Source organism: Pseudomonas sp. JBR1 (genome assembly GCF_028198185.1).
GTDB classification, from domain to species: domain Bacteria; phylum Pseudomonadota; class Gammaproteobacteria; order Pseudomonadales; family Pseudomonadaceae; genus Chryseomonas; species Chryseomonas oryzihabitans_E.
The window spans coordinates 679,983-701,381 of sequence record NZ_CP116340.1 but is presented as its reverse complement, the minus strand read 5'-3'; the positions used below and the strand labels follow the sequence as shown (position 1 = coordinate 701,381).

Annotated in this window: 24 protein-coding genes and 3 tRNA genes; 14 read left to right on the top strand and 13 right to left on the bottom strand. The window is 63.0% G+C overall.

Annotated elements, in window-relative coordinates; all coding sequences use genetic code 11:
- Positions 1-3 precede the first annotated feature (3 nt).
- Entirely contained in the window at positions 4-798 is a 795-nt protein-coding gene (locus tag PJ259_RS03425; RefSeq protein ID WP_082696320.1) for an AraC family transcriptional regulator, read from the bottom strand.
- Between the two features lie 76 nt (positions 799-874).
- Between PJ259_RS03425 and PJ259_RS03420 the strand changes: the two genes are divergently transcribed.
- The gene (locus PJ259_RS03420; RefSeq protein WP_271654716.1) at positions 875-1,882 is read left to right on the top strand and encodes a bile acid:sodium symporter family protein; all 1,008 of its coding nucleotides are present in this window, start codon (positions 875-877) and stop codon (positions 1,880-1,882) included.
- A 23-nt stretch (positions 1,883-1,905) separates the two neighbouring features.
- Here the strand turns inward: PJ259_RS03420 and gorA are convergent, their stop codons facing one another.
- Entirely contained in the window at positions 1,906-3,279 is a 1,374-nt protein-coding gene (gorA, locus tag PJ259_RS03415) for a glutathione-disulfide reductase (protein ID WP_271654715.1), read from the bottom strand.
- Between the two features lie 125 nt (positions 3,280-3,404).
- The gene (gene galU, locus PJ259_RS03410; RefSeq protein ID WP_059314756.1) at positions 3,405-4,235 is read right to left on the bottom strand and encodes a UTP--glucose-1-phosphate uridylyltransferase GalU; all 831 of its coding nucleotides are present in this window, start codon (positions 4,233-4,235) and stop codon (positions 3,405-3,407) included.
- A gap of 239 nt (positions 4,236-4,474) precedes the next feature.
- On the opposite strand from galU, the gene PJ259_RS03405 reads away from it, so the two are divergent.
- Together PJ259_RS03405 and PJ259_RS03400 are read left to right on the top strand one after the other, a co-directional pair.
- Positions 4,475-4,957, top strand: a complete 483-nt coding sequence (locus PJ259_RS03405; RefSeq protein ID WP_237140589.1) for a hypothetical protein — start codon at positions 4,475-4,477, stop codon at positions 4,955-4,957.
- A gap of 151 nt (positions 4,958-5,108) precedes the next feature.
- Positions 5,109-5,483: a hypothetical protein gene (locus PJ259_RS03400; protein WP_271654714.1), complete on the top strand. Its 375-nt coding sequence runs from the start codon at positions 5,109-5,111 to the stop codon at positions 5,481-5,483.
- Here the strand turns inward: PJ259_RS03400 and PJ259_RS03395 are convergent.
- From PJ259_RS03395 to PJ259_RS03385, 3 genes are all read right to left on the bottom strand, one after another.
- Entirely contained in the window at positions 5,449-5,805 is a 357-nt protein-coding gene (locus PJ259_RS03395) for an antibiotic biosynthesis monooxygenase family protein (RefSeq protein ID WP_271654713.1), read from the bottom strand. The genes PJ259_RS03400 and PJ259_RS03395 overlap by 35 nt on opposite strands.
- Positions 5,802-6,506 (bottom strand): glutamine amidotransferase-related protein, encoded by a 705-nt coding sequence (locus PJ259_RS03390; RefSeq protein WP_271654712.1) that lies wholly within the window; start codon positions 6,504-6,506, stop codon positions 5,802-5,804. The genes PJ259_RS03395 and PJ259_RS03390 overlap by 4 nt, the downstream gene beginning before the upstream one ends.
- Before the next feature lie 202 nt (positions 6,507-6,708).
- A complete protein-coding gene (locus PJ259_RS03385; RefSeq protein WP_271654711.1) occupies positions 6,709-7,746 on the bottom strand; it encodes an NADP(H)-dependent aldo-keto reductase in 1,038 nt (345 codons plus the stop codon).
- 193 nt (positions 7,747-7,939) lie between these two features.
- Between PJ259_RS03385 and PJ259_RS03380 the strand changes: the two genes are divergently transcribed.
- The 5 genes from PJ259_RS03380 to tcyN all read left to right on the top strand — a co-directional run bounded on the left by PJ259_RS03380 (position 7,940) and on the right by tcyN (position 11,995).
- Entirely contained in the window at positions 7,940-8,593 is a 654-nt protein-coding gene (locus tag PJ259_RS03380; protein WP_271654710.1) for a 7-cyano-7-deazaguanine/7-aminomethyl-7-deazaguanine transporter, read from the top strand.
- 68 nt (positions 8,594-8,661) lie between these two features.
- Positions 8,662-9,654 carry a D-cysteine desulfhydrase gene (locus PJ259_RS03375; RefSeq protein WP_271654709.1) on the top strand — a complete coding sequence of 331 codons (993 nt, stop codon included), beginning with the start codon at positions 8,662-8,664 and terminating at the stop codon, positions 9,652-9,654.
- 111 nt (positions 9,655-9,765) lie between these two features.
- Positions 9,766-10,563 (top strand): cystine ABC transporter substrate-binding protein, encoded by a 798-nt coding sequence (tcyJ, locus tag PJ259_RS03370; protein ID WP_059314748.1) that lies wholly within the window; start codon positions 9,766-9,768, stop codon positions 10,561-10,563.
- Positions 10,560-11,234, top strand: a complete 675-nt coding sequence (gene tcyL / locus PJ259_RS03365; protein ID WP_059314747.1) for a cystine ABC transporter permease — start codon at positions 10,560-10,562, stop codon at positions 11,232-11,234. The genes tcyJ and tcyL overlap by 4 nt, the downstream gene beginning before the upstream one ends.
- Entirely contained in the window at positions 11,231-11,995 is a 765-nt protein-coding gene (tcyN, locus tag PJ259_RS03360) for an L-cystine ABC transporter ATP-binding protein TcyN (RefSeq protein WP_271654708.1), read from the top strand. The genes tcyL and tcyN overlap by 4 nt, the downstream gene beginning before the upstream one ends.
- On the opposite strand, the gene epsC is transcribed toward tcyN, so the two are convergent.
- Positions 11,986-12,930 carry a serine O-acetyltransferase EpsC gene (gene epsC / locus PJ259_RS03355; RefSeq protein ID WP_059314745.1) on the bottom strand — a complete coding sequence of 315 codons (945 nt, stop codon included), beginning with the start codon at positions 12,928-12,930 and terminating at the stop codon, positions 11,986-11,988. The genes tcyN and epsC overlap by 10 nt on opposite strands.
- A 113-nt stretch (positions 12,931-13,043) precedes the next feature.
- Here epsC and sseA point away from each other — a divergent pair, with 113 nt between their 5' ends.
- The 6 genes from sseA to PJ259_RS03325 all read left to right on the top strand — a co-directional run bounded on the left by sseA (position 13,044) and on the right by PJ259_RS03325 (position 17,759).
- On the top strand, positions 13,044-13,895 hold the full coding sequence (gene sseA / locus PJ259_RS03350; protein ID WP_271654707.1) for a 3-mercaptopyruvate sulfurtransferase: 852 nt from the start codon (positions 13,044-13,046) through the stop codon (positions 13,893-13,895).
- A gap of 168 nt (positions 13,896-14,063) precedes the next feature.
- The gene (ahpC, locus tag PJ259_RS03345; protein ID WP_059314743.1) at positions 14,064-14,627 is read left to right on the top strand and encodes an alkyl hydroperoxide reductase subunit C; all 564 of its coding nucleotides are present in this window, start codon (positions 14,064-14,066) and stop codon (positions 14,625-14,627) included.
- An 83-nt stretch (positions 14,628-14,710) separates the two neighbouring features.
- The gene (gene ahpF, locus PJ259_RS03340) at positions 14,711-16,270 is read left to right on the top strand and encodes an alkyl hydroperoxide reductase subunit F (protein WP_271654706.1); all 1,560 of its coding nucleotides are present in this window, start codon (positions 14,711-14,713) and stop codon (positions 16,268-16,270) included.
- Positions 16,271-16,482: 212 nt separating this feature from the next.
- Positions 16,483-17,148 (top strand): gamma-glutamylcyclotransferase, encoded by a 666-nt coding sequence (locus tag PJ259_RS03335; RefSeq protein ID WP_059314741.1) that lies wholly within the window; start codon positions 16,483-16,485, stop codon positions 17,146-17,148.
- The gene (locus tag PJ259_RS03330) at positions 17,145-17,372 is read left to right on the top strand and encodes a TIGR02450 family Trp-rich protein (protein WP_059314740.1); all 228 of its coding nucleotides are present in this window, start codon (positions 17,145-17,147) and stop codon (positions 17,370-17,372) included. The genes PJ259_RS03335 and PJ259_RS03330 overlap by 4 nt, the downstream gene beginning before the upstream one ends.
- 126 nt (positions 17,373-17,498) lie before the next feature.
- Positions 17,499-17,759: a hypothetical protein gene (locus PJ259_RS03325; protein ID WP_059314739.1), complete on the top strand. Its 261-nt coding sequence runs from the start codon at positions 17,499-17,501 to the stop codon at positions 17,757-17,759.
- Positions 17,760-17,802: 43 nt separating this feature from the next.
- Here the strand turns inward: PJ259_RS03325 and PJ259_RS03320 are convergent.
- From PJ259_RS03320 to gacA, 6 genes are all read right to left on the bottom strand, one after another.
- Positions 17,803-17,889, bottom strand: a tRNA-Leu gene (locus tag PJ259_RS03320).
- Between the two features lie 105 nt (positions 17,890-17,994).
- A tRNA-Cys gene (locus tag PJ259_RS03315) sits at positions 17,995-18,068 on the bottom strand.
- A gap of 36 nt (positions 18,069-18,104) precedes the next feature.
- Positions 18,105-18,180 (bottom strand) — tRNA-Gly (locus tag PJ259_RS03310).
- Positions 18,181-18,241: 61 nt separating this feature from the next.
- Positions 18,242-18,802, bottom strand: a complete 561-nt coding sequence (pgsA, locus tag PJ259_RS03305) for a CDP-diacylglycerol--glycerol-3-phosphate 3-phosphatidyltransferase (protein ID WP_059314738.1) — start codon at positions 18,800-18,802, stop codon at positions 18,242-18,244.
- A gap of 31 nt (positions 18,803-18,833) precedes the next feature.
- Entirely contained in the window at positions 18,834-20,660 is a 1,827-nt protein-coding gene (gene uvrC / locus PJ259_RS03300; RefSeq protein ID WP_271654705.1) for an excinuclease ABC subunit UvrC, read from the bottom strand.
- Position 20,661: 1 nt separating this feature from the next.
- A complete protein-coding gene (gacA, locus tag PJ259_RS03295; protein WP_059316865.1) occupies positions 20,662-21,306 on the bottom strand; it encodes a response regulator transcription factor GacA in 645 nt (214 codons plus the stop codon).
- Positions 21,307-21,399 lie beyond the last annotated feature (93 nt).

Sequence of the window (21,399 nt, the reverse complement as noted above, 5' to 3'; positions counted from 1 at the left end):
TCCCTAGACGCCCAAGGCGAAAGCCCCGGGTGTCGCGCCGAACTGCCGGCGAAAGGCGGCGATAAAGGCCGACGGTGAGTTGTAGCCGCAGTCCAGGGCGACTTCCGTGACCGCAACGCCCTGCTCCAGGCGCTCCAGCGCACTGATCAGCCGCAACCGCTGCCGCCAGGTTCGGAAGGTCAACTCGGTATCACGCAGGAAGGCCCGACTCAGGGTCTTTTCCGAAGCTCCCAGCACCCCTGACCACTGCGCTAGGGTGCGTTCGTCCGACGGATTGGCCGCCAGCGCCTCGCACAGCAGACGCAACCGACCGTCCTGCGGCGCCGGCAGCGACAGCCCCACTTCCGGCGCCGCCTGCAACTGGTCCAGCATCACCGACACCAGCCTACCCTCGGGCCCTGCCTCGTCATACTCCCGGGCGAAGCCACTGAAGGTCTTGATTAGCTCGCGAATCAACGGACTCACCGCCACCACCCGACAGCGCTCGCCTACGTAGGGCGCTGCCTCGGCGCCCACATAGAGACTGCGCATCTCGGCCTTGGGCGAAGAGCGCACCTGGTGCTCGACATCGGCGGCGATCCACACCGCCCGCTGTGGCGGTGCCACGTAGCTGCCTTCGGCCGTGGTCACCGTCAGCACACCCTTGATGGCATAGGACAGCTGCCCCCAGGGGTGCCGGTGCCAGGGCGTCCAGGCGGGTTGCGCCAGGGATTCGACCCGGGCATAGAGGCGCCGCGGCAGGTTGGTGAGTTCGGGAACGGGACGTTCGACCGCAGACTGTCCGTTTGACGACATCATTGGGGCTTTTCGCGTTAGTCGGCTCGATCAGGAGACGATAGCCTTGAGCCTATTCGCAGACAACCCGAGAGAGACCATGGCTCGTCCCCGCCTGATGCCCGATAACTTCACCCTGCTGTTGGTCGCCACGGTGATCCTCGCCAGCGTGCTGCCCTGCCGCGGTCTCGCGGCCCAGATCGCCAACGTGGTGACCAACATCGCCATCGGCCTGCTGTTCTTCCTGCACGGCGCCAAGCTGTCGCGCCAGGCACTGGTGGCGGGCATCACCCACTGGCGGCTGCACCTGCTGGTGTTCGCCTTCACCTTCGTCACCTTTCCGCTGCTCGGGTGGGCGTTGCAGCCGCTGCTGGCGCCCCTGGTGACGCCGGAGCTCTACCTGGGTGTGCTGTTCATGTGCGCCCTGCCGGCCACGGTGCAGTCTTCCATTGCCTTCGTTTCCATGGCCCGCGGCAAGGTGTCGGCGGCGGTCTGCAGTGCCTCCCTGTCCAGCCTGCTAGGTATCTTCCTCACGCCGCTGCTGGTACGGCTGCTGCTCGACGCCCATGGCGGCTCGGACGGCCAGAGCACCCTGGATGCCATCGTCAAGATCTGCGTCCAGTTGCTGCTGCCCTTCGTCGCCGGCCAGCTGCTGCGCCCGGTCATCGGCCACTGGGTGGACCGCCACAAGGGCAAGCTCAAGTTCGTCGACCAGGGTTCCATCCTGCTGGTGGTCTATACCGCCTTCAGTGCCGCGGTGATCGAAGGCCTGTGGCGAGAAACGCCGGTGCTGTCGCTGGTGGGCCTGGTGTTCATCTGCGCGACCCTGCTGACCCTGGTGCTGCTCGCCACCTGTTACAGCGCACGGCTGCTGGGCATGAGCAAGGAAGACGAGATCACCGTGGTCTTCTGCGGCTCCAAGAAGAGCCTGGCCACGGGCGTACCCATGGCCAAGGTGCTGTTCGCCGGCAGCACCATGGGTCCGGTGCTGCTGCCGATCATGCTGTTCCACCAGATCCAGCTGATGGTCTGCGCGGTGCTGGCGCAGCGCTATGCCCGGCGTGAGGCGGTGGAAGCCGCGCCCGTCGCGGCGCCGCTTCCCAAGTGATCTACTGAAGGTGAGGCGCCTGCCTAGCGCGCCTCGTCCTCGCGGACCGGCTTGCGCATCGTCACCCACTCCTCCGCTGCCGTGGGGTGGATGCCCAGGGTATCGTCGAAGCACGCCTTGGTCGCCCCGGCCTTGAGGGCGATGGCCAGGCACTGGATCTGCTCGCCGGCATCCGGTCCGACCATGTGGCAGCCCAGTACCTGATCGCTGTCGGCATCCACCACCAGCTTCATCAGGGTGCGCTCCTGCACCTCGGTCAGGCTCAGCTTGGTGGGCCGGAAGCTGCTCTGGAAGATCTTCAGCCGATGGCCCCGTTCGCGGGCCTCCTCCTCGCTCAGGCCGATGCTGGCCAGGTTGGGCAGGCTGAAGACGGCGCTGGCGATCAGATCGTAGTTCAGTGGACGATAGCTGTCCGGACTGAACAGGTAGCGCGCCAGGGTCATGCCTTCGGCCAGGGCAACGGGAGTCAGCTGCACCCGGCCAATGACGTCGCCGATGGCATAGATCGAGGGCTCCGAGGTCTGGAAGGTCTCGCCCACTTCGATGAAGCCGCGCTTATCCAGGGCGACGCTCGTGTTTTCCAGGCCCAGGTCATCCAGCATCGGCCGGCGGCCGGTGGCGTAGAAGACGCAATCGGCTTCCAGGACGCGACCGTCCTTGAGCGTCACCTGCAGGCTGCCATCGGCGGCCTTGTCGATCCGCGCCACGTCGGCGTTGAATTGCAGGTCGTGACCACGCTTGAGCATCTCGTCGCGCAGATGTTCGCGCACCCCGCGGTCGAAGCCACGCAGGAACAGCTCCCGGCGATACAACAGGGTGGTCTTGGCACCGAGGCCCTGGAAGATCGATGCGAATTCCACGGCGATGTAGCCACCGCCTACCACCACGACCCGCTTGGGCAGCTCAGGCAGGTAGAAGGCCTCGTTCGAGGTGATGGCGTGCTCGCGCCCCGGGAAGTCGGGTACGTCCGGCCAGCCACCGGTGGCGATGAGGATGCGCTCGCACCGGTAGCGCTGGCCTTCCACCTCGACGGTATGGGGGTCGAGGATGCGCGCGTGGGCTTCCAGCAGGGTCACCCCACTGTTGACCAGCAGCGCCCGGTAGATGCCATTCAGCCGGCGGATCTCGTGGTCCTTGCTGGCGACCAGGGTATTCCAGTCGAAGGCCGGCACCTCGGCATCCCAGCCATAGCCACGCGCCTGGCGAAATTCATCGCGAAAGGAGGCGCCGTAGATGAAGTATTTCTTGGGCATGCAGCCCACGTTGACGCAGGTGCCACCCAGGTAGCGGCTTTCCGCTACCGCCACCCGGGCACCGAGGTCGGCGGCGAAGCGCGCGGCACGCACCCCGCCCGAACCGGCGCCTATCACGAAGAGGTCGAAATCATAGGTCGTCATGAAGCTTTCTCTCTGCTGCTGCTGGCGTCAGCATAACGCAAGCCACCCCTGGCGCGGTGCCAGTGGCCAGCCGCCAGAAACGACAAGGCCACCCGCAGGTGGCCTCCTCGACTGCACGCAGCGGCTTACAGCGCCTTGTACAGATTCTCGAAGCAGAAGTTGGTGGCTTCGACGAAGCCTTCCGCGCTACCGCAATCGAACCGCTGACCTTTGAATTTGTAGGCCAGCACGCAACCGTCCTGGGCCTGCTTCATCAGGGCGTCGGTGATCTGGATCTCGCCACCCTTGCCCGGCTCGGTCTGCTCGATCAGGTCGAAGATGTCCGGCGTCAGGATGTAGCGACCGATGATCGCCAGGTTGGAAGGAGCATCTTCCGGCTTGGGCTTCTCGACCATGTTGTTCACGCGGTAGATGTCGTCACGGATCATCTCGCCGGCGATCACACCGTACTTGTTGGTCTCGTTGGCCGGGACTTCCTGGATGGCCACGATGGAGCAGCGGAACTGGTTGTAGAGCTTGACCATCTGCTTGAGGACGCTGTCGCCGTCGAGGTTCAGGCAAAGGTCGTCCGCCAGCACCACGGCGAAGGGCTCGTCACCGATCAGCGGACGGCCGGTCAGGATGGCGTGGCCCAGGCCCTTCATCTCCACCTGACGGGTGTAGGAGAAGGTGCAGTTGTCGATCAGTTTACGAATGCCGACCAGATACTTTTCCTTGTCGGTGTTCTTGATCTGGCTTTCCAGCTCGTAGCTGATGTCGAAATGGTCTTCCAGCGAACGCTTGCCACGGCCGGTGACGATTCCGATTTGATGCAGGCCCGCCTCCAGAGCTTCCTCCACGGCGTACTGCACCAGAGGCTTGTTCACGATGGGCAGCATTTCCTTGGGCATGGCCTTGGTCGCGGGGAGAAAACGAGTGCCATAGCCGGCTGCCGGAAACAGACATTTGGTGATCATGGGAGTCCTTTGATCTGTACGTGAAGGCGAAACGAACGGCGGTCTATCCAGCCGCTTGTCGCATACAATGCCCGAAGCGCGCGACGCTGGAAATAGCCAGGCATGGGCGCTCAGTGGACGTGCGGATACGACTCCAGGATTGGCTTCCGGTTCTGCGCAAAGCGCCAAAGAACTGCTATCGTCCAAAGTTTGGAACCAGCGTCACGACTCCGCGGATAGATCTCGATATGAAGAAATGGATGCTCCCGTTGCTGTGTGTTTCACTCGCCGGCTGCTCCCTGGGCGGTCACCACGAGGCCGAGGAGATGCGCCCGCTGACCGCGGAACAGACCACCCTGCTGCGCCAGAACGACCTCTTGCAGGCCAAGCTGCTGGTGCTGGGCGGCAGTGAAGAACAGCTCAAGCTCGCGGATGCCCTGCTGTTGCGCAACGGTGGCAGCAGTGCCGATGGGGAGGTGGAATTCTACCGGGCGGTGGTGGCCATCAAGCAGGGGCCGCAGACCGACGATGTACTGGAACTGCTGAACACGTCGGCCAGCCACCACTATCCCCTGGCGTACGCCCTGCTCTATCGCATGTACACCGATCCCTTCCTGGTGCCCGAGGCGGATCCCATCCAGGCGCAGACCTACAAGAGCGCCTATGCGGAGCTCGCGGTGGCCAAGAGCGGCTATCCGTCCTTCGACAAGGCCGTGGAAGTCACTCGCCAACTGGCCCCCTGAGGCGGCCTCTCTAGCCGGCTGCTTTGCGGCCGGTCACACTCTGGCACTGGCGAATGAGTAGCCGTTGACCTTTCGTTCATTCGAATGATGTCAATTGGCCGCCTGACGGTAGCATTCAAGCTCCACCGTCCTGCCGCCCAGAGCCTTTTCCATGTCCTCGCTTGGAAAGCTTTCACCCGATATCGCCGCCGCCCGCACGGTGACGCATCGCCTCGTCCTGTTGTTGCTGGGGTTCTTCGCGCTGGCCATCGTGCTGACGCGCCTGCCCACCTTCATCAACGCCTCCAGCGGCGAGACCTGGCAGATTCGCGGCGGACAGATTCCGTTGATGCAGTATCCCTCCATGCCGGAACGTAGCGTGGTCGCCAACCGCCAGCTGATCACCCTGCTCAACCCCGGTGATCGCATCCTGGTCCTGGACAGCGCGCCCTTCCGCCCCTGGAAGAAGGTCATGCTGATCGGTGAAGACAGCCGCGTCGGCTGGATTCGCGTCACGCCGGCCCTGGGGGCGGTTCGGGTGGAGTGACGCCGGCCCCGGACCGCGACGACAGCAGCCGCATGACCCGGGGGTCATGCCAGCGATACCAGCGTTCATGGCCCAGCCGTTGCGCCTCGCGATGCTCCGGATGGGTGCCCCAGGCCGCCGCGGAGGCCTGGTCGACCCAGTAGGACAGCGTGATGCCCAGGCCATCGGCGCCACGCACCGAATCCACCCCCAGAAAGCCCGGCTGCTCCTGCGCCAGCTCCAGCATGCGCCTGGCCATCCGCTCATAGGCGGGATCCTCGTCCGCGCGCTGTGAGACGAAGGCGACGACTACGCAGTCTTCAGGCACGGCCACCCGGCTCATGGCTGCCCTGCCCGGGCGGCGATAACCGCCTTCAGCCAGGACCGCACCGCCACCGGCACCTGCCCGGCCAGCGCTTCGCGTTCCGGCTGGTAGAGGGTGCCGAAATGACAGGGATGGGTCTGGAGTTCGAAGGCGACCGGCAGCTCTTCGTCATCCCAGGCCAGCACGCGCCAGCCCGCGGCGAGCAGCGCCGGCAGGTACTCGGCATTCACGCCGAAGCGACAATGATAGGCAGCCCGGGCCCGCTCGCTTCCGTCCAGCCCTATCAGCCGCGAATCCGGTAGCAGACGAAGTTCATTGTGAAATTCAACACGGGCACAGCTCAGCGGCGTCAGCAATGCCCGTGTCGTCAATGGATTTTCCTCGGCGTGGGCGGCATCGGCCCAGCCCAGCACCGAATGGGCGTATTCCAGCAACGCATACTGCAGACCGCCGCAGGTACCGAGAAAAGGAATCCGCTGCTCCCGGACCGTGCGGATCGTCGCCAGGACACCTTCACGATGACGATAGGGACTGCCCGGGACGCACCAGAGTCCGTCACAGGCGCGCAGCGCGCCATCCGCTTCCACGCTCGGCAGCCAGCGCGACCGCAGTACGACGCCAAGCTCCGTGGCAGCCAGCGCCAGGGCCTGTGGAATGGCCTGATGGGCGAGGATGGAAGCATCCTGATCACCCAGGAGCACGATCTCGTATGACGCCATGGCGGACACCTGCACGCGTGAGGAAAGGTCCGACCGACTCTATGGCGTCAAAGCCAAGGTTTTAATAGGCGTCAGGGTCAGCAGGCCTTGCGCCGCTGCCCCGTCGAGCGCAGCCGTACCGGCTGCTCCTGTTGGGCACTGGATCTCCCCAAAAAACACGCCCGGTACAGTGCTGTACCCGGGCGTTGGGATGCCGCGTGGATCAAGGCGCCGGATTGGGCTGGGCGACGTGGATGGCTTCGATGGCGGCCAGCGTTTCGCTGTCCAGTACCAGTTCGCTGCTCGCCAGATTGCTTTCCAGCTGGGCGAGCGAGGTGGCGCCGATGATGTTGCTAGTCACGAAGGGGCGGCTGGTGACGAAGGCCAGGGCCATCTGCGCCGGATCCAGACCACGGTCCCGCGCCAACTCGACATAGGCCTGGGCGGCACGCTGCGCCTGGGGATTGCTGTAGCGCTGGAAGCGCTCGAACAGGGTCAGCCGGGCACCGTCCGGACGGGCGCCCTGTAGGTATTTGCCGGCCAGCACGCCAAAGGCGAGCGGCGAATAGGCCAGCAAGCCCACCTGCTCACGGATGGCCTGCTCGGCCAGACCGACTTCGAAGCTGCGATTGAGCAGGTTGTAGGGATTCTGGATGGAGACCACCCGTGGCCAGCCCCGAGTCTCGCTCAGGTGCAGAAACTGCTGTACGCCCCAGGGCGTCTCGTTGGACAGGCCCACATGGCGGACCTTGCCCGCGCGCACCAGGCCGTCGAGGGCTTCGAGAGTCTCTTCCAGGGGCGTGAAGGCCACCTCGCTGTGCTCATAACCCAGCTGACCGAAGTAGTTCGTCCGGCGATCCGGCCAGTGCAGCTGGTAGAGATCCAGGTAGTCGGTGTTGAGGCGCTTGAGACTGGCGTCCAGCGCCGCGGTGAGATTGGCCTTGGTGAACGCCAGCCCGCCCTCGCGGATATAGTCCATGTCGCGCCCGGGACCGGCCGCCTTGCTGGCCAGTATCCAGTCGGCGCGGTCACCCTGCTGGCGGAAATAGTTGCCGATGATGGTTTCGGTACGGGTATAGGTTTCGGCGCGCGGCGGTACCGGATACATCTCCGCCGTGTCGATGAAGTTGACCCCGGCAGCCTTGGCAGCGCGCAGCTGCTCGAAGGCCTCGGCTTCGGTGTTCTGCTCACCCCAGGTCATGGTGCCCAGCGCGATGGCGCTAACCTTGAGATCGGTACGACCCAGCGATCGAAAGTGCATCTGGAAGCTCTCTGTTCGTGCGGAAGTCGTACAAGTTATCAGGAGCCCGAGGGGTCTGCCCATCGCTCAACCGGGTCTTTTTGGTCATCCCCCGCCGGGCCGCACTCGCCAGGGGCATTGTGAATCCGTAGAATGCCGCCCCGCCTCAGCGCCCTGGGTTCCCTCACCCCAGGTAATCAAAAAAGGACTGCCCATGTCTGCCTTGCCTGCTACCCCGCGGCGTGCCCTGGTGGCCGCCCTCGTCGGTTTCCACATCCTCATCATCATCGCCAGCAATTACCTGGTGCAGCTCCCGCTGCAGCTCTTCGGCTGGCATACCACCTGGGGCGCCTTCAGCTTCCCCTTCATCTTCCTGGCCACCGACCTTACCGTCCGGGTAATGGGCAAGGCTCCTGCGCGCCAGGTCATCGCGCGGGTAATGGTCCCGGCGCTGGTGGTCTCCTACCTGGTTTCCGTGCTGTTCCAGGACGGCGGCTTCCAGGGCTGGACGGCGTTGGCCGTGGTCAACGTCTTTGTCCTGCGCATTTCGCTGGCCAGCTTTTGCGCCTACGTGCTCGGCCAACTGCTCGACATTCAGGTGTTCGACCGGCTGCGGCGCTCACCCCACTGGTGGCTGGCGCCAACCGCCTCGACCCTGTTCGGCAATGGGCTCGATACCCTTGCCTTCTTCTTCGTGGCCTTCTGGCGCAGCGACAACCCCTTCATGGCCAGTCACTGGCCGGAGATCGCCCTGGTCGACTATGGCGTCAAGCTGACGGTCAGCCTGCTGCTCTTCGTGCCGCTCTACGGGGTGCTGTTGCGCTCCCTGGTGCCCCAGGCTTTGGCGCGCCGCCCCGGTCTGGCCTGAGGCCAGGATTGCTGGCGAGCGCGGCTTCGGCCTAGAGTGACGACCCGCTCCCCGCATCAGGCCTCGCCATGCTCGCCACCGCCCTCGCCCGCTTCCCGCGCCTGACGCTACAACCCTCGGCAACCCCGCTGGATGTTCTGCCACGGCTGTCGGCGGAACTCGGCCGACCGGTCTATTGCAAGCGCGACGACACCACCAGCCTGGCCCTGGGCGGCAACAAGGTGCGCAAGCTGGAGTACCTCGTCGCCGAGGCCCTGGCTGCAGGTGCCGACACCCTGGTGACCGCGGGCGCCATCCAGTCCAACCACGTTCGCCAGACCGCGGCCGTCGCGGCCCAGCAGGGGCTGGAGTGCGTGGCCCTGCTGGAAAATCCCCTCGGCACAACAGATCCCGGTTATCTGCACGGCGGCAATCGCCTTCTACTGGAGCTGTTTGGCGCCCAGATCCGTTCGGTCGCGGCCCTCGATGATCCGCTCAATCAGCTGGAAGCCGAGGCCGAGCGCCTGCGCCAGCAGGGGCGCACGCCACGTGTGATCCCCATCGGCGGTTCAAACGCCGTGGGCGCCCTCGGCTATGTCCGCGCCGGTTTGGAGCTGGCCGGACAACTGGATGCCCTGGACCTGCAACCGGCCGCCGTCATTCTCGCCTCCGGCAGCGCCGGCACCCAGGCCGGGCTGGACCTCGCCCTCCATCATCTGCGACCGGGCATGCCGGTGATCGGCATCACCGTCTCACGCACTCAGGCCGAACAGTTGCCCAAGGTAGCCCTGCTGCGCCAACAACTCGCCGAGCTGCTGGAAGTCACCGCGCCTGAGGATCCACCGGTGTTGCGTGATGGCTACTTCGGCCCACGCTATGGCGAACCCAATCCCGGCACCCTGGCCGCCATCCGCCGCCTTGGCCGCCTGGAAGGCCTGGTGCTGGATCCGGTCTATACCGGCAAGGCCATGGCCGGCCTGCTGGACCTGGTGACTACCGATGCCTTGCCACCCGGGCCAGTGGTGTTCCTGCACACCGGCGGGGCGCCGGGCACCTTTGCCTACGGCGATTGGTTGGCTTGATCGGCTAGCCAACTGACTGGGCGATGGCATAACGTCAGCAGTTTTCGGACTTGGGATGTCAGATCAGACACCCCCATAGTGGCGCACCCTCATACACTCAAGGATCACCTCATGCGCAAACCTCTCTCCCAGCGTCTGTTCCGTAGTGCCGCCCTGTTGCTGGCCCTGGGCCTGGCGCACCAGGCCACCGCTCAGGCCGAAGACCTGCTGCAGACCGTCAAGCAGCGCGGCGAACTGGTCGTTGGCCTGGAAGGCACCTACCCACCCTTCAGCTTCCAGAACGAGCAGGGCCAGCTGACCGGTTTCGAAGTGGACTTCGCCAAGGCCCTGGCCAAGGAACTGGGCGTTGATGCCAAGATCCAGCCCGGCAAATGGGACGGTCTGCTGGCTGCCCTTGAGTCGCGTCGCCTGGATGTGGTGATCAACCAGGTGACCATCAGCGAGGAGCGCAAGAAGAAATACGACTTCTCCACCCCCTACACCGTCTCCGGCATCCAGGCCCTGGTGCGCAAGGACGACGTCGACAGCATCAAGACCGCCGCCGATCTCGCCGGCAAGAAGGTCGGCGTCGGTCTGGGTACCAACTATGAGCAGTGGCTGCGCCAGAACGTACCCAAGGCGGATGTCCGCACCTACGAAGACGACCCGACCAAATACCAGGACCTGCGCGTAGGCCGCATCGACGCCATCCTCGTCGACCGCCTGGCCGCCCTGGAGCTGCTGTCCAAGACCAAGGACCGCCTGGCACTGGCCGGCGAACCCTTCAGCCGTCAGGAATCGGGCGTCGCCGAGCGCAAGGGCGATCCGGAATTCCACGCCGCGGTCGACCAGGCCATCGCCAAGCTGCGCGCTGACGGCACCCTGGCGAAGATCTCCGAGAAGTGGTTCAAGGCCGACGTCACCCAATGAGTGGCACCCTTCAGCTCCTGCTCGATTCGCTGCCCTTCCTGCTGAAGGGCGCGATCTGGACCGTGGTCCTGAGCCTTGGCGGCATGTTCTTCGGACTGCTGCTGGGCTTCGGCCTGGCCCTGTTGCGGCGTTCATCCAATCTGCTGCTACGTAGCCTCGCGCGGCTGTACATCTCGTTTTTCCGGGGTACCCCGCTGCTGGTGCAGTTGTTCGTCATCTACTACGGCCTGCCCGAACTGGGCCTGCAACTCGATCCGCTCCCGGCGGCACTGATCGGCTTCTCGCTGAACATGGCGGCCTATACGGCGGAGATCATTCGCTCGGCCATCGGTGCCATCGACCGCGGCCAATGGGAAGCCGCCGCCAGCATCGGCATGACGCCCCTGCAGACCCTGAGACGCGCCATCCTGCCCCAGGCCCTGCGCATCGCCCTGCCGCCGCTGGGCAACAGCTTCATTTCGCTGGTGAAGGACACCTCGCTGGCCGCCACCATCCAGGTGCCCGAACTCTTCCGCCAGGCCCAGCTGATCACTGCCCGTACCTTCGAGATCTTCAGTCTCTATCTGGCGGCAGCACTGCTCTACTGGATCCTGGCCAGCCTGCTGTCCACCTTGCAGAACCGGCTGGAACGGCACTACGGGCGCCACATCAACGAACGAGGCCAGTCATGATCCAGGTGAAGGGGCTGTCCAAGTCCTTCCAGCAGCAGACCGTGCTCCAGGCCATCGATCTGGAGGTAGCCCAGGGCGAGGTGGTGGCCATCATCGGCCCCAGCGGTTCGGGCAAGACCACCCTGTTACGCTGCCTGAACCTGCTGGAAACGCCGGATGCCGGCAGCATCCGCCTGGGCGAGTTGACCATCGACGCGAGCCGGCCGCTGAAATCCCAGCAGGCGACCATCCGCCAGGTGCGCCAGCGGATGGGTTTCGTCTTCCAGAACTTCAATCTGTTTCCCCATCGCACCGCGCTGGAGAACGTGATCGAAGGCCCGCTCATCGTCCAGGGCGAGGACCGCGCCAGCGCCCTCGCCCACGGACGCGAACTCTTGTCCAAGGTCGGCCTGGCCGACAAGGCCGACAGCTATCCGGGGCAGTTGTCCGGTGGGCAGCAGCAACGGGTCGCCATCGCTCGCGCGCTGGCCATGCGGCCCCAGGCCATTCTTTTCGACGAACCGACTTCGGCGCTCGATCCCGAGCGGGTCGGCGAGGTGCTGGAGACGATTCGTGGGCTGGCCCAGGAAGGCCGTACCCTGCTCATCGTGACCCACGAGATGGCGTTCGCCCGCGACGTCGCCCACCGCGTGCTGTTCATGGACGGTGGCCACATCGTCGAACAGGGCCCGGCAGCCGAGCTGTTTAATCGACCGCGGGAGGAACGAACCCGGCGTTTTCTCGCCAAGTTCGTTCGTGATAGCGCTGCCGACTACTCCTGAGCCAGACCAGCGCAGCCCTGCAGGCTGGCCTGGCTGACGTTGCTGTTGGCTGGCACGCCATGGGTCAGCCAGACGTTGCCGCCAATGGTCGAGCCCTGGCCGATGGTGATGCGCCCGAGGATGGTGGCCCCGGCATAGATCACCACGTCGTCCTCGACGATGGGATGGCGCGGGTGCCCCTTCTTGAGGTTGCCCTCGGCATCGGCCGGGAAGCGCTTGGCGCCCAGGGTCACCGCCTGATAGATGCGTACCCGGTCACCGATGATGCAAGTCTCGCCAATCACCACGCCGGTACCATGATCGATGAAGAAGCCTTCGCCGATCTGGGCGCCCGGGTGGATGTCGATGCCAGTGGCCGAATGTGCCCGCTCGCTCACCATGCGCGCCAGCAGCGGCAGCCCGCTGCGATAGAAATGATGGGCGATGCGGTGGTGGATCATGGCGTGGATGCCCGGATAGCAGAGCAGCACCTCGTCCACGCTGCGCGCGGCCGGGTCGCCCTGGTAGGCGGCGATGACGTCGGTATCCAGCAGACGGCGCAGATCCGGCAGGGCCAGGGCGAAGGCCTGTACCAGCCGCCGGGCCTCGTCGGCGCGATCGACACCGTTCTCGCCACGCTGTTTGCCGAAATAGTCGAGCTCCAGCTTCGCCTGGATCATCAGGGCGTTGAGCGCGCGTTCCAGTTCGAAGCCGACATAGAAGTCCTCGCTTTCCTGGCGCAGCTGATCCGGTCCGAGCCGCAGCGGAAAGAGCGCGCCGCTCAGGGATTCGATCACGCTGGCCATGACGCTGCGTGACGGCAGTTCGCGGCCGCTGAATTCACGGAAGCGCCCGTGCGTTTCGCGCCATTGGCTGCGTGCGGCATGCAGTTCGCCAACGATGCGACTCAGCTGCCAGTCATTGCCACCCGTGGGTTGCCCATTAAATTCGCTCATAAGTCATCTACCCAGTTGCCAGGCTGACGAGGATAAAGTATCCGGTCATCCCTGACAGCCCGCGTCGCACCAGGCGCGGTAAGCTGTTCCCTTCGCCCACCAAGGAGTGCTCCATGATCGCCTCCCCGCTGGTCACCGCCGCCTGGCTGCAAGATCAACTCGGCCGCACGGATCTCATGATCCTCGATGCCAGTCTCTATCTACCGAACGAGCCTCAGGTCGCCGATGAAACCTATCGGCAGCAGCACATTCCCGGTGCCCTGCGTTTCGACATCGAACACTTCTCCGATCCGGATACGCCGCTGCCGCACATGGTGCCCAGCGCCGGGCGCTTCGCCAGACTCGCTGGCGAGCTGGGTGTCACACCCACGACCTCCCTGGTGATCTACGACCAGAAGGGCCTCTTCTCCGCCGCCCGCGCCTGGTGGCTATTCCGCCTGTTCGGTCACGATCAGGTCGCGGTCCTGGATGGCGGCCTGCCGCTCTGGCGTGACCAGGGGCTGCCACTGGAAGCTGGCGTGAACCAGCCCGTGCCCCAGCCGCCCTATCCCACCATCCTCAACAATCGCCTGCTCTGCGGCCTGGGCGACGTCCAGACCGCACTTAGCGTAGGCCAGACCCAGGTGCTGGATGCGCGTGGCGCCAAGCGCTTCACTGGCGAGATCCCCGAGCCACGCCCAGGCGTGGCATCCGGCCATATGCCTGGTAGCCAAAGCCTCCCCTATGACAGCCTGCTCGCCGAAGACGGCACCCTGTTGCCACCCCAGGAATTGCGCCAGCGCTTCCAGGCACTGGGCGTCGATGGCCTGCATCCGGTGATCACCAGTTGCGGCAGCGGCGTTACCGCGGCAGTCCTGCTACTCGCGCTCAATGTCGCAGGGCTGCCGGATGGGCGACTCTACGACGGCTCCTGGAGCGAATGGGGACAGCACCCGGCCACCATCAAGGTCCTAGGCTCCGCCTAGCGCCGGGCTTGCCAGCGCTAAGACTCTGATTTCACACAAAACCTGTAGTATTCGATAGAGACGCCCAATCGCCGACATCGCCTTTAACAATGAGGTGAATCGTCAAAATGCGATTAGTATGCGTCCTATCGATTTCAACCCTGACTTAAACCCATCAAGGAGTCATCAATGTCCCTGATCAACACCGAAGTGAAGCCTTTCACCGCGACCGCCTACCACAACGGCAAATTCGTCCAGGTGACTGAGGCCGATCTGAAGGGCAAGTGGTCCGCCATCGTCTTCTACCCGGCTGACTTCACCTTCGTGTGCCCCACCGAACTGGAAGACCTTGCTGACCTGTACCCCGAGTTCCAGAAGCTGGGCGTCGAGATCTACGGCGTGTCCTGCGACACTCATTTCGCCCACAAGGCCTGGCACGATACCTCGGACGCCATCAAGAAGGTCAACTACCCGCTGGTTGGCGACCCCACCGCGCGCCTGGCACGCAACTTCGAAGTCCTGATCGAAGAAGAAGGCCTGGCCCTGCGTGGCACCTTCCTGATCAACCCGGAAGGCCAGATCAAGCTGTGCGAAATCCACGACAACGGTATCGGCCGTGACGCCAGCGAGCTGCTGCGCAAGGTCCGCGCTGCCCAGTACGTCGCCAACCACCCGGGCGAAGTCTGCCCCGCCAAGTGGAAAGAAGGCGAAGCGACCCTGACCCCCTCGCTGGACCTGGTCGGCAAGATCTAACGCCCGCCTGATCTAGCCCGAGCGCCCGGGCGCTTTGCCCGCGCGCTCTTTTTTTGCCCATTTTTTACGGAAGCCACGTCGCCATGTTGGACGCAAATCTGAAAGCCCAGCTCAAGACCTACCTCGAACGCGTCACGCGCCCCATCGAGATCGTCGCGTCCCTCGACGATGGCGCGAAGTCCCGTGAAATGCACAGCTTGCTGCAGGACATCGCCAGCCTGTCCGATCAGGTGAGCCTCAGCACCGACGGCAGCGATGAGCGTCGTCCCTCCTTCGCCCTGCTGACCCCCGGCCAGAACATCAACCTGCGCTTCGCCGGTCTACCCATGGGCCATGAATTCACGTCCCTGGTACTGGCACTGCTGCAGGTCGGCGGCCATCCATCCAAGGCCAGCCAGGACGTCATCGAGCAGGTCAAGGCCCTCGACGGCGACTATCAGTTCGAAACCTATTTCTCCCTGTCCTGCCAGAACTGCCCGGACGTGGTCCAGGCGCTGAACCTGATGGCCGTGCTCAATCCCCGGGTCAAGCACGTCGCCGTGGACGGCGCCCTGTTCCAGGAAGAAGTTGAGCGCCGCCAGATCATGGCCGTGCCTAGCGTCTACCTCAACGGCGAACCCTTTGGCCAAGGCCGCATGGGCCTGGAAGAAATCGTTGCCAAGCTCGACACCGGCGCCGCTGCCCGCTCCGCCGACAAGCTCAACGCCAAGGACGCCTTCGACGTCCTGGTCATCGGCGGTGGCCCTGCCGGTGCCGCAGCAGCCGTCTACGCTGCACGCAAGGGCATCCGTACCGGCGTCGCCGCCGAGCGCTTCGGCGGTCAGGTGCTGGATACCCTGGCCATTGAGAACTTCATCTCCATCAAGGAGACCGAAGGTCCCAAGCTCGCCATGGCGCTGGAAGAACACGTCAAGCAGTACGAAGTCGACATCATGAATCTGCAGCGCGCCGAGCAGCTGATTCCGGCTCATGAAGTCGGCGGCCTGCACGAAATCCGCTTCGCCGATGGCGGCTCGCTCAAGGCCAAGACGCTGATCCTTGCCACCGGTGCCCGCTGGCGTGAAATGAACGTCCCAGGCGAACGGGAATACCGCAACCGCGGCGTGGCCTACTGCCCCCACTGCGATGGCCCCCTGTTCAAGGGCAAGCGCGTTGCCGTGATCGGCGGTGGTAACTCGGGTGTCGAGGCCGCCATCGACCTCGCCGGCATCGTCGCCCAGGTGACCCTGATCGAATACGACGGCCAGCTGCGTGCCGACGCCGTACTGCAGCGCAAGTTGTTCAGCCTGCCCAACGTGACCGTCATCACCAGCGCCCTCACTAGCGAAGTGAAAGGTGATGGTCAAAAAGTCGACGGTTTGGTCTACAAGGATCGCAATTCCAGCGAGTTCCATCACATCGAGCTCGAAGGCGTCTTTGTGCAGATCGGTCTGGTCCCCAACACCGATTGGCTCAAGGGCACCGTAGAGTTGTCGCCGCGTGGCGAGATCGAAGTGGACGCCCGCTGCCAGACCTCCCTGCCTGGCGTCTTCGCCGCAGGTGACGTCACCACCGTGCCCTACAAGCAGATCGTCATCGCCTTGGGCGAAGGCGCCAAGGCGTCCCTGGCTGCCTTCGATCACATGATTCGTACCAGCGCCTGATCGATCCGCTCTGCTTTTCCAGCCCGGCATCTGCCGGGCTTTTTTTCATCTGCGTGTTTCCCAAGCGCCTTGGCATGTTTCTCGCTGCAACCTAACCAAGCGTCATAAAGATGGGCACGAACGGTCTAGGAGTTCTCCTCGGACTTTCGTTAGGATCTTATGGCCGGGTCCTGCAGACCTGGCAGCTCCAGCGGTTGAGGAACAGGCCATTCATGCACAGACAGATTTCTTCCAGCATCCACGACTCCTATCCACCCAAACTCGCGCCTGCCACGCCGCTCACCCATCCGCAGCTCGTCGCCTCTCTGGAAGCCACCCTGGCCCAACGCCAGCCTGGCCCCGTCTGGCTGTTCGCCTACGGCTCGCTGATCTGGCGCCCCGAGTGCCCGGCCGTCGCCGTACGCCGCGCGCGGGTGCACGGCTATCACCGCGGCCTCTATCTCTGGTCGCAGCTGCATCGCGGTACACCGGAGCAGCCTGGCCTGGTACTGGGTCTGGATCGTGGCGGCTCCTGCTCGGGCTTCGCCTACCAATTGCCCGATGAACAGCTGGATGACCATCTGCTTGCCCTATGGAAGCGCGAGATGCCGGATGGCTCCTACCGCCCCCGCTGGCTGCAATGCCACCTGGAAGATGGCAGCAAGGTGCAGGCGCTCGGTTTCGTGTTGAAACGCAACCTCCCCTGCTACGCGGGCAATCTGCCGGACGACATCCTCAATCGGGTGCTGACCGAAGCCTCCGGCCATTTCGGCACCACCCTGGAGTACGTCGAACGCACCATTTCAGCGCTCAGAGCCCATGCCATGCCCGATCGCAACCTGGAAGCCCTGCTGCAGCGTTATCGCGGCGCACCGCTGCTGGAGGCGATGCAGGGATGAAATCGCGACAGATCAACCCCAAGAAGCTGTTGCTGAGCAAGTGGACAGCTGTCCAGCCACGCGAACGGCAAAAGCACTTTATCGTCACCCACGTCCACACCCCTGAAGTCGAGACCGACCCCATCTCGCAAATAGATCTACAAGCCGTTCTCACTCGTCGCACCTGGACGCTGGACTGGCACGAGTTGCAGGATGCAGAATGCTGGCTGCAAGGCTGGCAATGAAACTCCGAACGCAGGGCCGGGATTTTGCGACTAGCATCGCGATATGACGGCACTGTTCTGCAAAGGTGAAACCCTGTAGCAGTCGATGCTGTCACAGTGCCACCTTTGAACAGGAAGCTCTTCCGGATGACCCTTTATGTCGAACTCGCCAGCGCCTTCAACACCCTGAAAGGCGGCTTCGAGCCGTTGCGCTGTGTGATTTCAACAAGAGATCAGCGAGCTTACGACGTCGAGGTCTTTTCCCGCAGCGGCCAGTCGGTACTCAAACGCCCCATCGCCCGTACCGAGCTACTCGATGCCGCCATGCTCGAGGCCTTCATCTTCGACAGCCGCTCGCGCATCGAACGCGACGCGGACGAAACGCCCTACTGGACGATTCCCTCCTAAACGAAAAAGGCCACTCATACAGGAGTGGCCTTTTTCAATTGGATGGTGCCCGAGGCCGGAATCGAACCGGCACGACCGTTAAGTCGAGGGATTTTAAGTCCCTTGTGTCTACCAGTTTCACCACTCGGGCAAAACCAAACCCACGTAAAGCAGGCTTGTAAAACGTGATCCAGTATTTATACATCCCTGGATGATGAAAAGCCCCGTAGACCTGAATCTACGGGGCTCTCAATAGTGGAGGCCGAGGTCGGAATCGAACCGGCGTACACGGATTTGCAATCCGCTGCATGACCACTCTGCCACCCGGCCTCAAACCTGAATGTCTTGCGACACTCATGTAAAACATGGAGCGGGAAACGAGACTCGAACTCGCGACCCCGACCTTGGCAAGGTCGTGCTCTACCAACTGAGCTATTCCCGCTTGGTGACGGGCGCCATTCTATATGAGCCACCCACCATGTCAAGCCATTGATTCAAAAAACTTATTTCTTTTTCTCAGCACTCATCAGATGGGGCCAGGCCGCCATCAGATAGGTGTACATGGACCACAGCGTCAGCGCCGCGGCGACGATGAGCAAGGTGTAACCGCTGATCACCCAGAAGGTCAATTGCGGCGGGTTGGCCAGCAGGATGACCAGCGCGAGCATCTGCGCCGCCGTCTTCCACTTACCCAGATTCGATACCGCGACCTGTGCCCGGGCACCCAGCTCCGCCATCCACTCGCGCAACGCCGAGACCACTATCTCTCGCCCGACGATGATAACGGCAGGCAGCGTCAGCCAGGCATTGGCGTGCTCCTGAACGAGCAGCACCAAGGCCACGGCGACGATGAGCTTGTCCGCTACCGGGTCCAGAAAGGCACCAAAGGGTGTGCTCTGCCCCAGTCGACGAGCCAGGTATCCATCTAGCCAGTCGGTCGCACAGGCAATCGCAAAGACGGTGCTGGCCGTCCAGTAGCTCCAGTGGACCGGCAGATAGAACAGGATGACGAAGAGCGGAATGAGAAAGACGCGCAGTACGGTAAGCAGATTTGGAATATTCATTGGCGCGGCTATTGATGAACGTGAGGCGATTCTACTCGCTGTGCAAGGCCGCATAAATCTGCTCGGCCAGCTTTTTGCTAATGCTTGGCGCTTTGGCGATTTCCTCGATACTGGCACGCTGCAACTCGCGTAGGCCACCAAAGTGCTTCAGGAGCTCCTGCCTGCGCTTCGGACCTATACCCGCGACGTCTTCCAACGATGACGTCCGCCGCGCCTTGCCACGACGTGCGCGGTGCCCGGTGATGGCGAAGCGGTGCGCCTCATCGCGGATCTGCTGAATGAGATGCAGTGCTGGCGAATGAGCTGGCAGGGTAAATTCGTTCGAAGGATCGTCCAGATAAAGCACCTCGAGCCCAGGTTTACGGGTGACACCCTTGGCGACGCCGAGCAGGACCAGGTCCGGTACCGCCAGCTCCCTGAGCACTTCCCGCGCCATGGCCAACTGGCCCTTGCCACCGTCCACCAACAGAATATCCGGCAGCTTGCCCTCTCCCGCCTTCAGGCGACTGAAGCGTCGGGTGAGCGCCTGATGCATGGCGGCATAGTCATCACCTGCGGTGACGCCTTCGATGTTGTAGCGGCGATAGTCCGATTTCAGCGGACCCTCGGGCCCAAATACGACGCAAGATGCCACCGTCGCTTCGCCGCTGGAATGACTGATATCGAAACATTCCAGCCGCTGCGGCGGCTCGGGCAGATCCAGCGCTTGCACCAGGGCATCGAAGCGAACCCCCATATGCTGGCGGTTGGCCAAGCGCGTGTTCAGCGCCTGCTCCGCATTGGTCACCGCCAACTGCTGCCAGCGCGCCCGGGTACCACGCACTCGATGGGTGATGACTAGTTGGCGCTTGTGTACCTCGGCGAAAGCATCGATCAGCGTGGCGAAATCCTCATGTACGGAATTCACGATGATCTCTTCAGGCAGATCACGTTCCAGGTAGGCGAGGTAATACTGTTCCAGGAAGGCAGCCAGGACTTCGCTGGAGTCTTCCTCGATACCCACCTCCGGAAAGAAGTTCTTGCTGCCAAGTACGCGCCCACCTCGGACGGTGACCAGATGCACACAGGCTCCGCCAGGGTTGACCAAGGCGGCTATGACATCGACATCGCCAGTACCACCCTCGATGCTCTGTTGGTCCTGCACGCGACGGACCAGCGCTACCTGGTCGCGCAGCTCTGCCGCTCGCTCGAACTGCAGATTGACCGAAGCGCTTTCCATCTTGACTTGCAGTTCTTCCGCCAGAGCGTTGCTACGCCCCTCGAGAAACATCGCCGAGTGACGCACATCCTCGGCGTACTCCTGCTCGCTTACCAGGGCGACACAGGGGCCCTTGCACCTCTTGATCTGGTACTGCAGGCACGGCCGCGTGCGATTACGGAAATAGTTGTCATCGCACTGCCGCACCTGAAAGGCTTTCTGCAGCAGATTGAGACTTTCGCGGATAGCTCCAGCACTGGGATACGGCCCGAAATAGCGCCCCTTCCCTCTCTTCTCTCCACGATGAATGGTCAGCCGAGGATACTGATCCTCGGTAGAGAGATAAACGTAGGGGTAGGATTTATCATCCCTTAGCAGGATGTTATAAGGCGGACGCCATTGCTTGATGAGGTTTTGTTCCAGCAAGAGCGCTTCAGTCTCGTTGCCGGTGATGGTGGTTTCGACCTGGGCGATCTTGGACACCATGGACGCCGTTTTCGGCGCCAAACCAGTCTTTCTAAAATAGCTGGAAAGACGGTTTTTGAGATTCTTGGCCTTGCCTACATATAAGAGCTTACCGCCCTCATCGAACATCCGATAAACACCTGGACGTCCACTGCAGCCGGATAAAAAAGCTGCAGCATCGAAAGATTGGCTCATATCAACTCGTTGCATCTACCATGCCGTGGCGAACAGCCAACATGGCCAGTTCGACATCGCTGGTAATCGATAATTTCTCGAAGATCCGATAGCGATAGGTGTTAACGGTTTTGGGCGACAGACAAAGCTTGTCGGATATCACCTGGACCTTCTGACAGCCAGCGATCATCAGCGCAATCTGGATCTCACGCTCGGACAGTTGATCGAAAGGAGAGGCTTCAGCCTTCGACTGGAAGGGCTTCAAAGCCAGCTGCTGAGCGATCTGCGCACTGATGTAACGACGTCCCGCGAAGGCCTGCTTGATGGCAGTGATCATTTCTTCGATGTCGGCTCCCTTGGTCAGATACCCGGCCGCTCCTGCCTGCAGGAGGCGGGTCGGAAAGGGATCTTCCTCACAAGCAGTCACGACAACCACCTTCAGGTCGGATCGAGTGCGCAAGAGCTTGCGCGTGGCCTCAAGTCCACCGATGCCAGGCATTCGGACATCCATCAGAACGACATCCGGCTCAAGCTCACGAGCCAGCTTCAGTGCATTTTCGCCACTGTCTGCCTGGCCAACGACCTGGATTCCTGCCACATCCGCCAACATCCTCACGATGCCAGTCCGAACAAGATCATGATCGTCGACAACCAGCACCTTGATCAAAATCGACTCCCCTTCGCTTGCGCTTTCATCGCTTGCGTCACCTAACAACTGTCCGCGGACCCTAACGTTCAAGGGATAAGATCCTAGGCTACG

Bases quoted from the DNA above. Each gene is read 5' to 3' on its own strand.
- PJ259_RS03425 (WP_082696320.1), bottom strand. From the start codon at position 798: ATGATGTCGTCAAACGGACAGTCTGCGGTCGAACGTCCCGTTCCCGAA.
- PJ259_RS03420 (WP_271654716.1), top strand. From the start codon at position 875: ATGGCTCGTCCCCGCCTGATGCCCGATAACTTCACCCTGCTGTTGGTC.
- gorA (WP_271654715.1), bottom strand. From the start codon at position 3,279: ATGACGACCTATGATTTCGACCTCTTCGTGATAGGCGCCGGTTCGGGC.
- galU (WP_059314756.1), bottom strand. From the start codon at position 4,235: ATGATCACCAAATGTCTGTTTCCGGCAGCCGGCTATGGCACTCGTTTT.
- PJ259_RS03405 (WP_237140589.1), top strand. From the start codon at position 4,475: ATGCTCCCGTTGCTGTGTGTTTCACTCGCCGGCTGCTCCCTGGGCGGT.
- PJ259_RS03400 (WP_271654714.1), top strand. From the start codon at position 5,109: ATGTCCTCGCTTGGAAAGCTTTCACCCGATATCGCCGCCGCCCGCACG.
- PJ259_RS03395 (WP_271654713.1), bottom strand. From the start codon at position 5,805: ATGAGCCGGGTGGCCGTGCCTGAAGACTGCGTAGTCGTCGCCTTCGTC.
- PJ259_RS03390 (WP_271654712.1), bottom strand. From the start codon at position 6,506: ATGGCGTCATACGAGATCGTGCTCCTGGGTGATCAGGATGCTTCCATC.
- PJ259_RS03385 (WP_271654711.1), bottom strand. From the start codon at position 7,746: ATGCACTTTCGATCGCTGGGTCGTACCGATCTCAAGGTTAGCGCCATC.
- PJ259_RS03380 (WP_271654710.1), top strand. From the start codon at position 7,940: ATGTCTGCCTTGCCTGCTACCCCGCGGCGTGCCCTGGTGGCCGCCCTC.
- PJ259_RS03375 (WP_271654709.1), top strand. From the start codon at position 8,662: ATGCTCGCCACCGCCCTCGCCCGCTTCCCGCGCCTGACGCTACAACCC.
- tcyJ (WP_059314748.1), top strand. From the start codon at position 9,766: ATGCGCAAACCTCTCTCCCAGCGTCTGTTCCGTAGTGCCGCCCTGTTG.
- tcyL (WP_059314747.1), top strand. From the start codon at position 10,560: ATGAGTGGCACCCTTCAGCTCCTGCTCGATTCGCTGCCCTTCCTGCTG.
- tcyN (WP_271654708.1), top strand. From the start codon at position 11,231: ATGATCCAGGTGAAGGGGCTGTCCAAGTCCTTCCAGCAGCAGACCGTG.
- epsC (WP_059314745.1), bottom strand. From the start codon at position 12,930: ATGAGCGAATTTAATGGGCAACCCACGGGTGGCAATGACTGGCAGCTG.
- sseA (WP_271654707.1), top strand. From the start codon at position 13,044: ATGATCGCCTCCCCGCTGGTCACCGCCGCCTGGCTGCAAGATCAACTC.
- ahpC (WP_059314743.1), top strand. From the start codon at position 14,064: ATGTCCCTGATCAACACCGAAGTGAAGCCTTTCACCGCGACCGCCTAC.
- ahpF (WP_271654706.1), top strand. From the start codon at position 14,711: ATGTTGGACGCAAATCTGAAAGCCCAGCTCAAGACCTACCTCGAACGC.
- PJ259_RS03335 (WP_059314741.1), top strand. From the start codon at position 16,483: ATGCACAGACAGATTTCTTCCAGCATCCACGACTCCTATCCACCCAAA.
- PJ259_RS03330 (WP_059314740.1), top strand. From the start codon at position 17,145: ATGAAATCGCGACAGATCAACCCCAAGAAGCTGTTGCTGAGCAAGTGG.
- PJ259_RS03325 (WP_059314739.1), top strand. From the start codon at position 17,499: ATGACCCTTTATGTCGAACTCGCCAGCGCCTTCAACACCCTGAAAGGC.
- pgsA (WP_059314738.1), bottom strand. From the start codon at position 18,802: ATGAATATTCCAAATCTGCTTACCGTACTGCGCGTCTTTCTCATTCCG.
- uvrC (WP_271654705.1), bottom strand. From the start codon at position 20,660: ATGAGCCAATCTTTCGATGCTGCAGCTTTTTTATCCGGCTGCAGTGGA.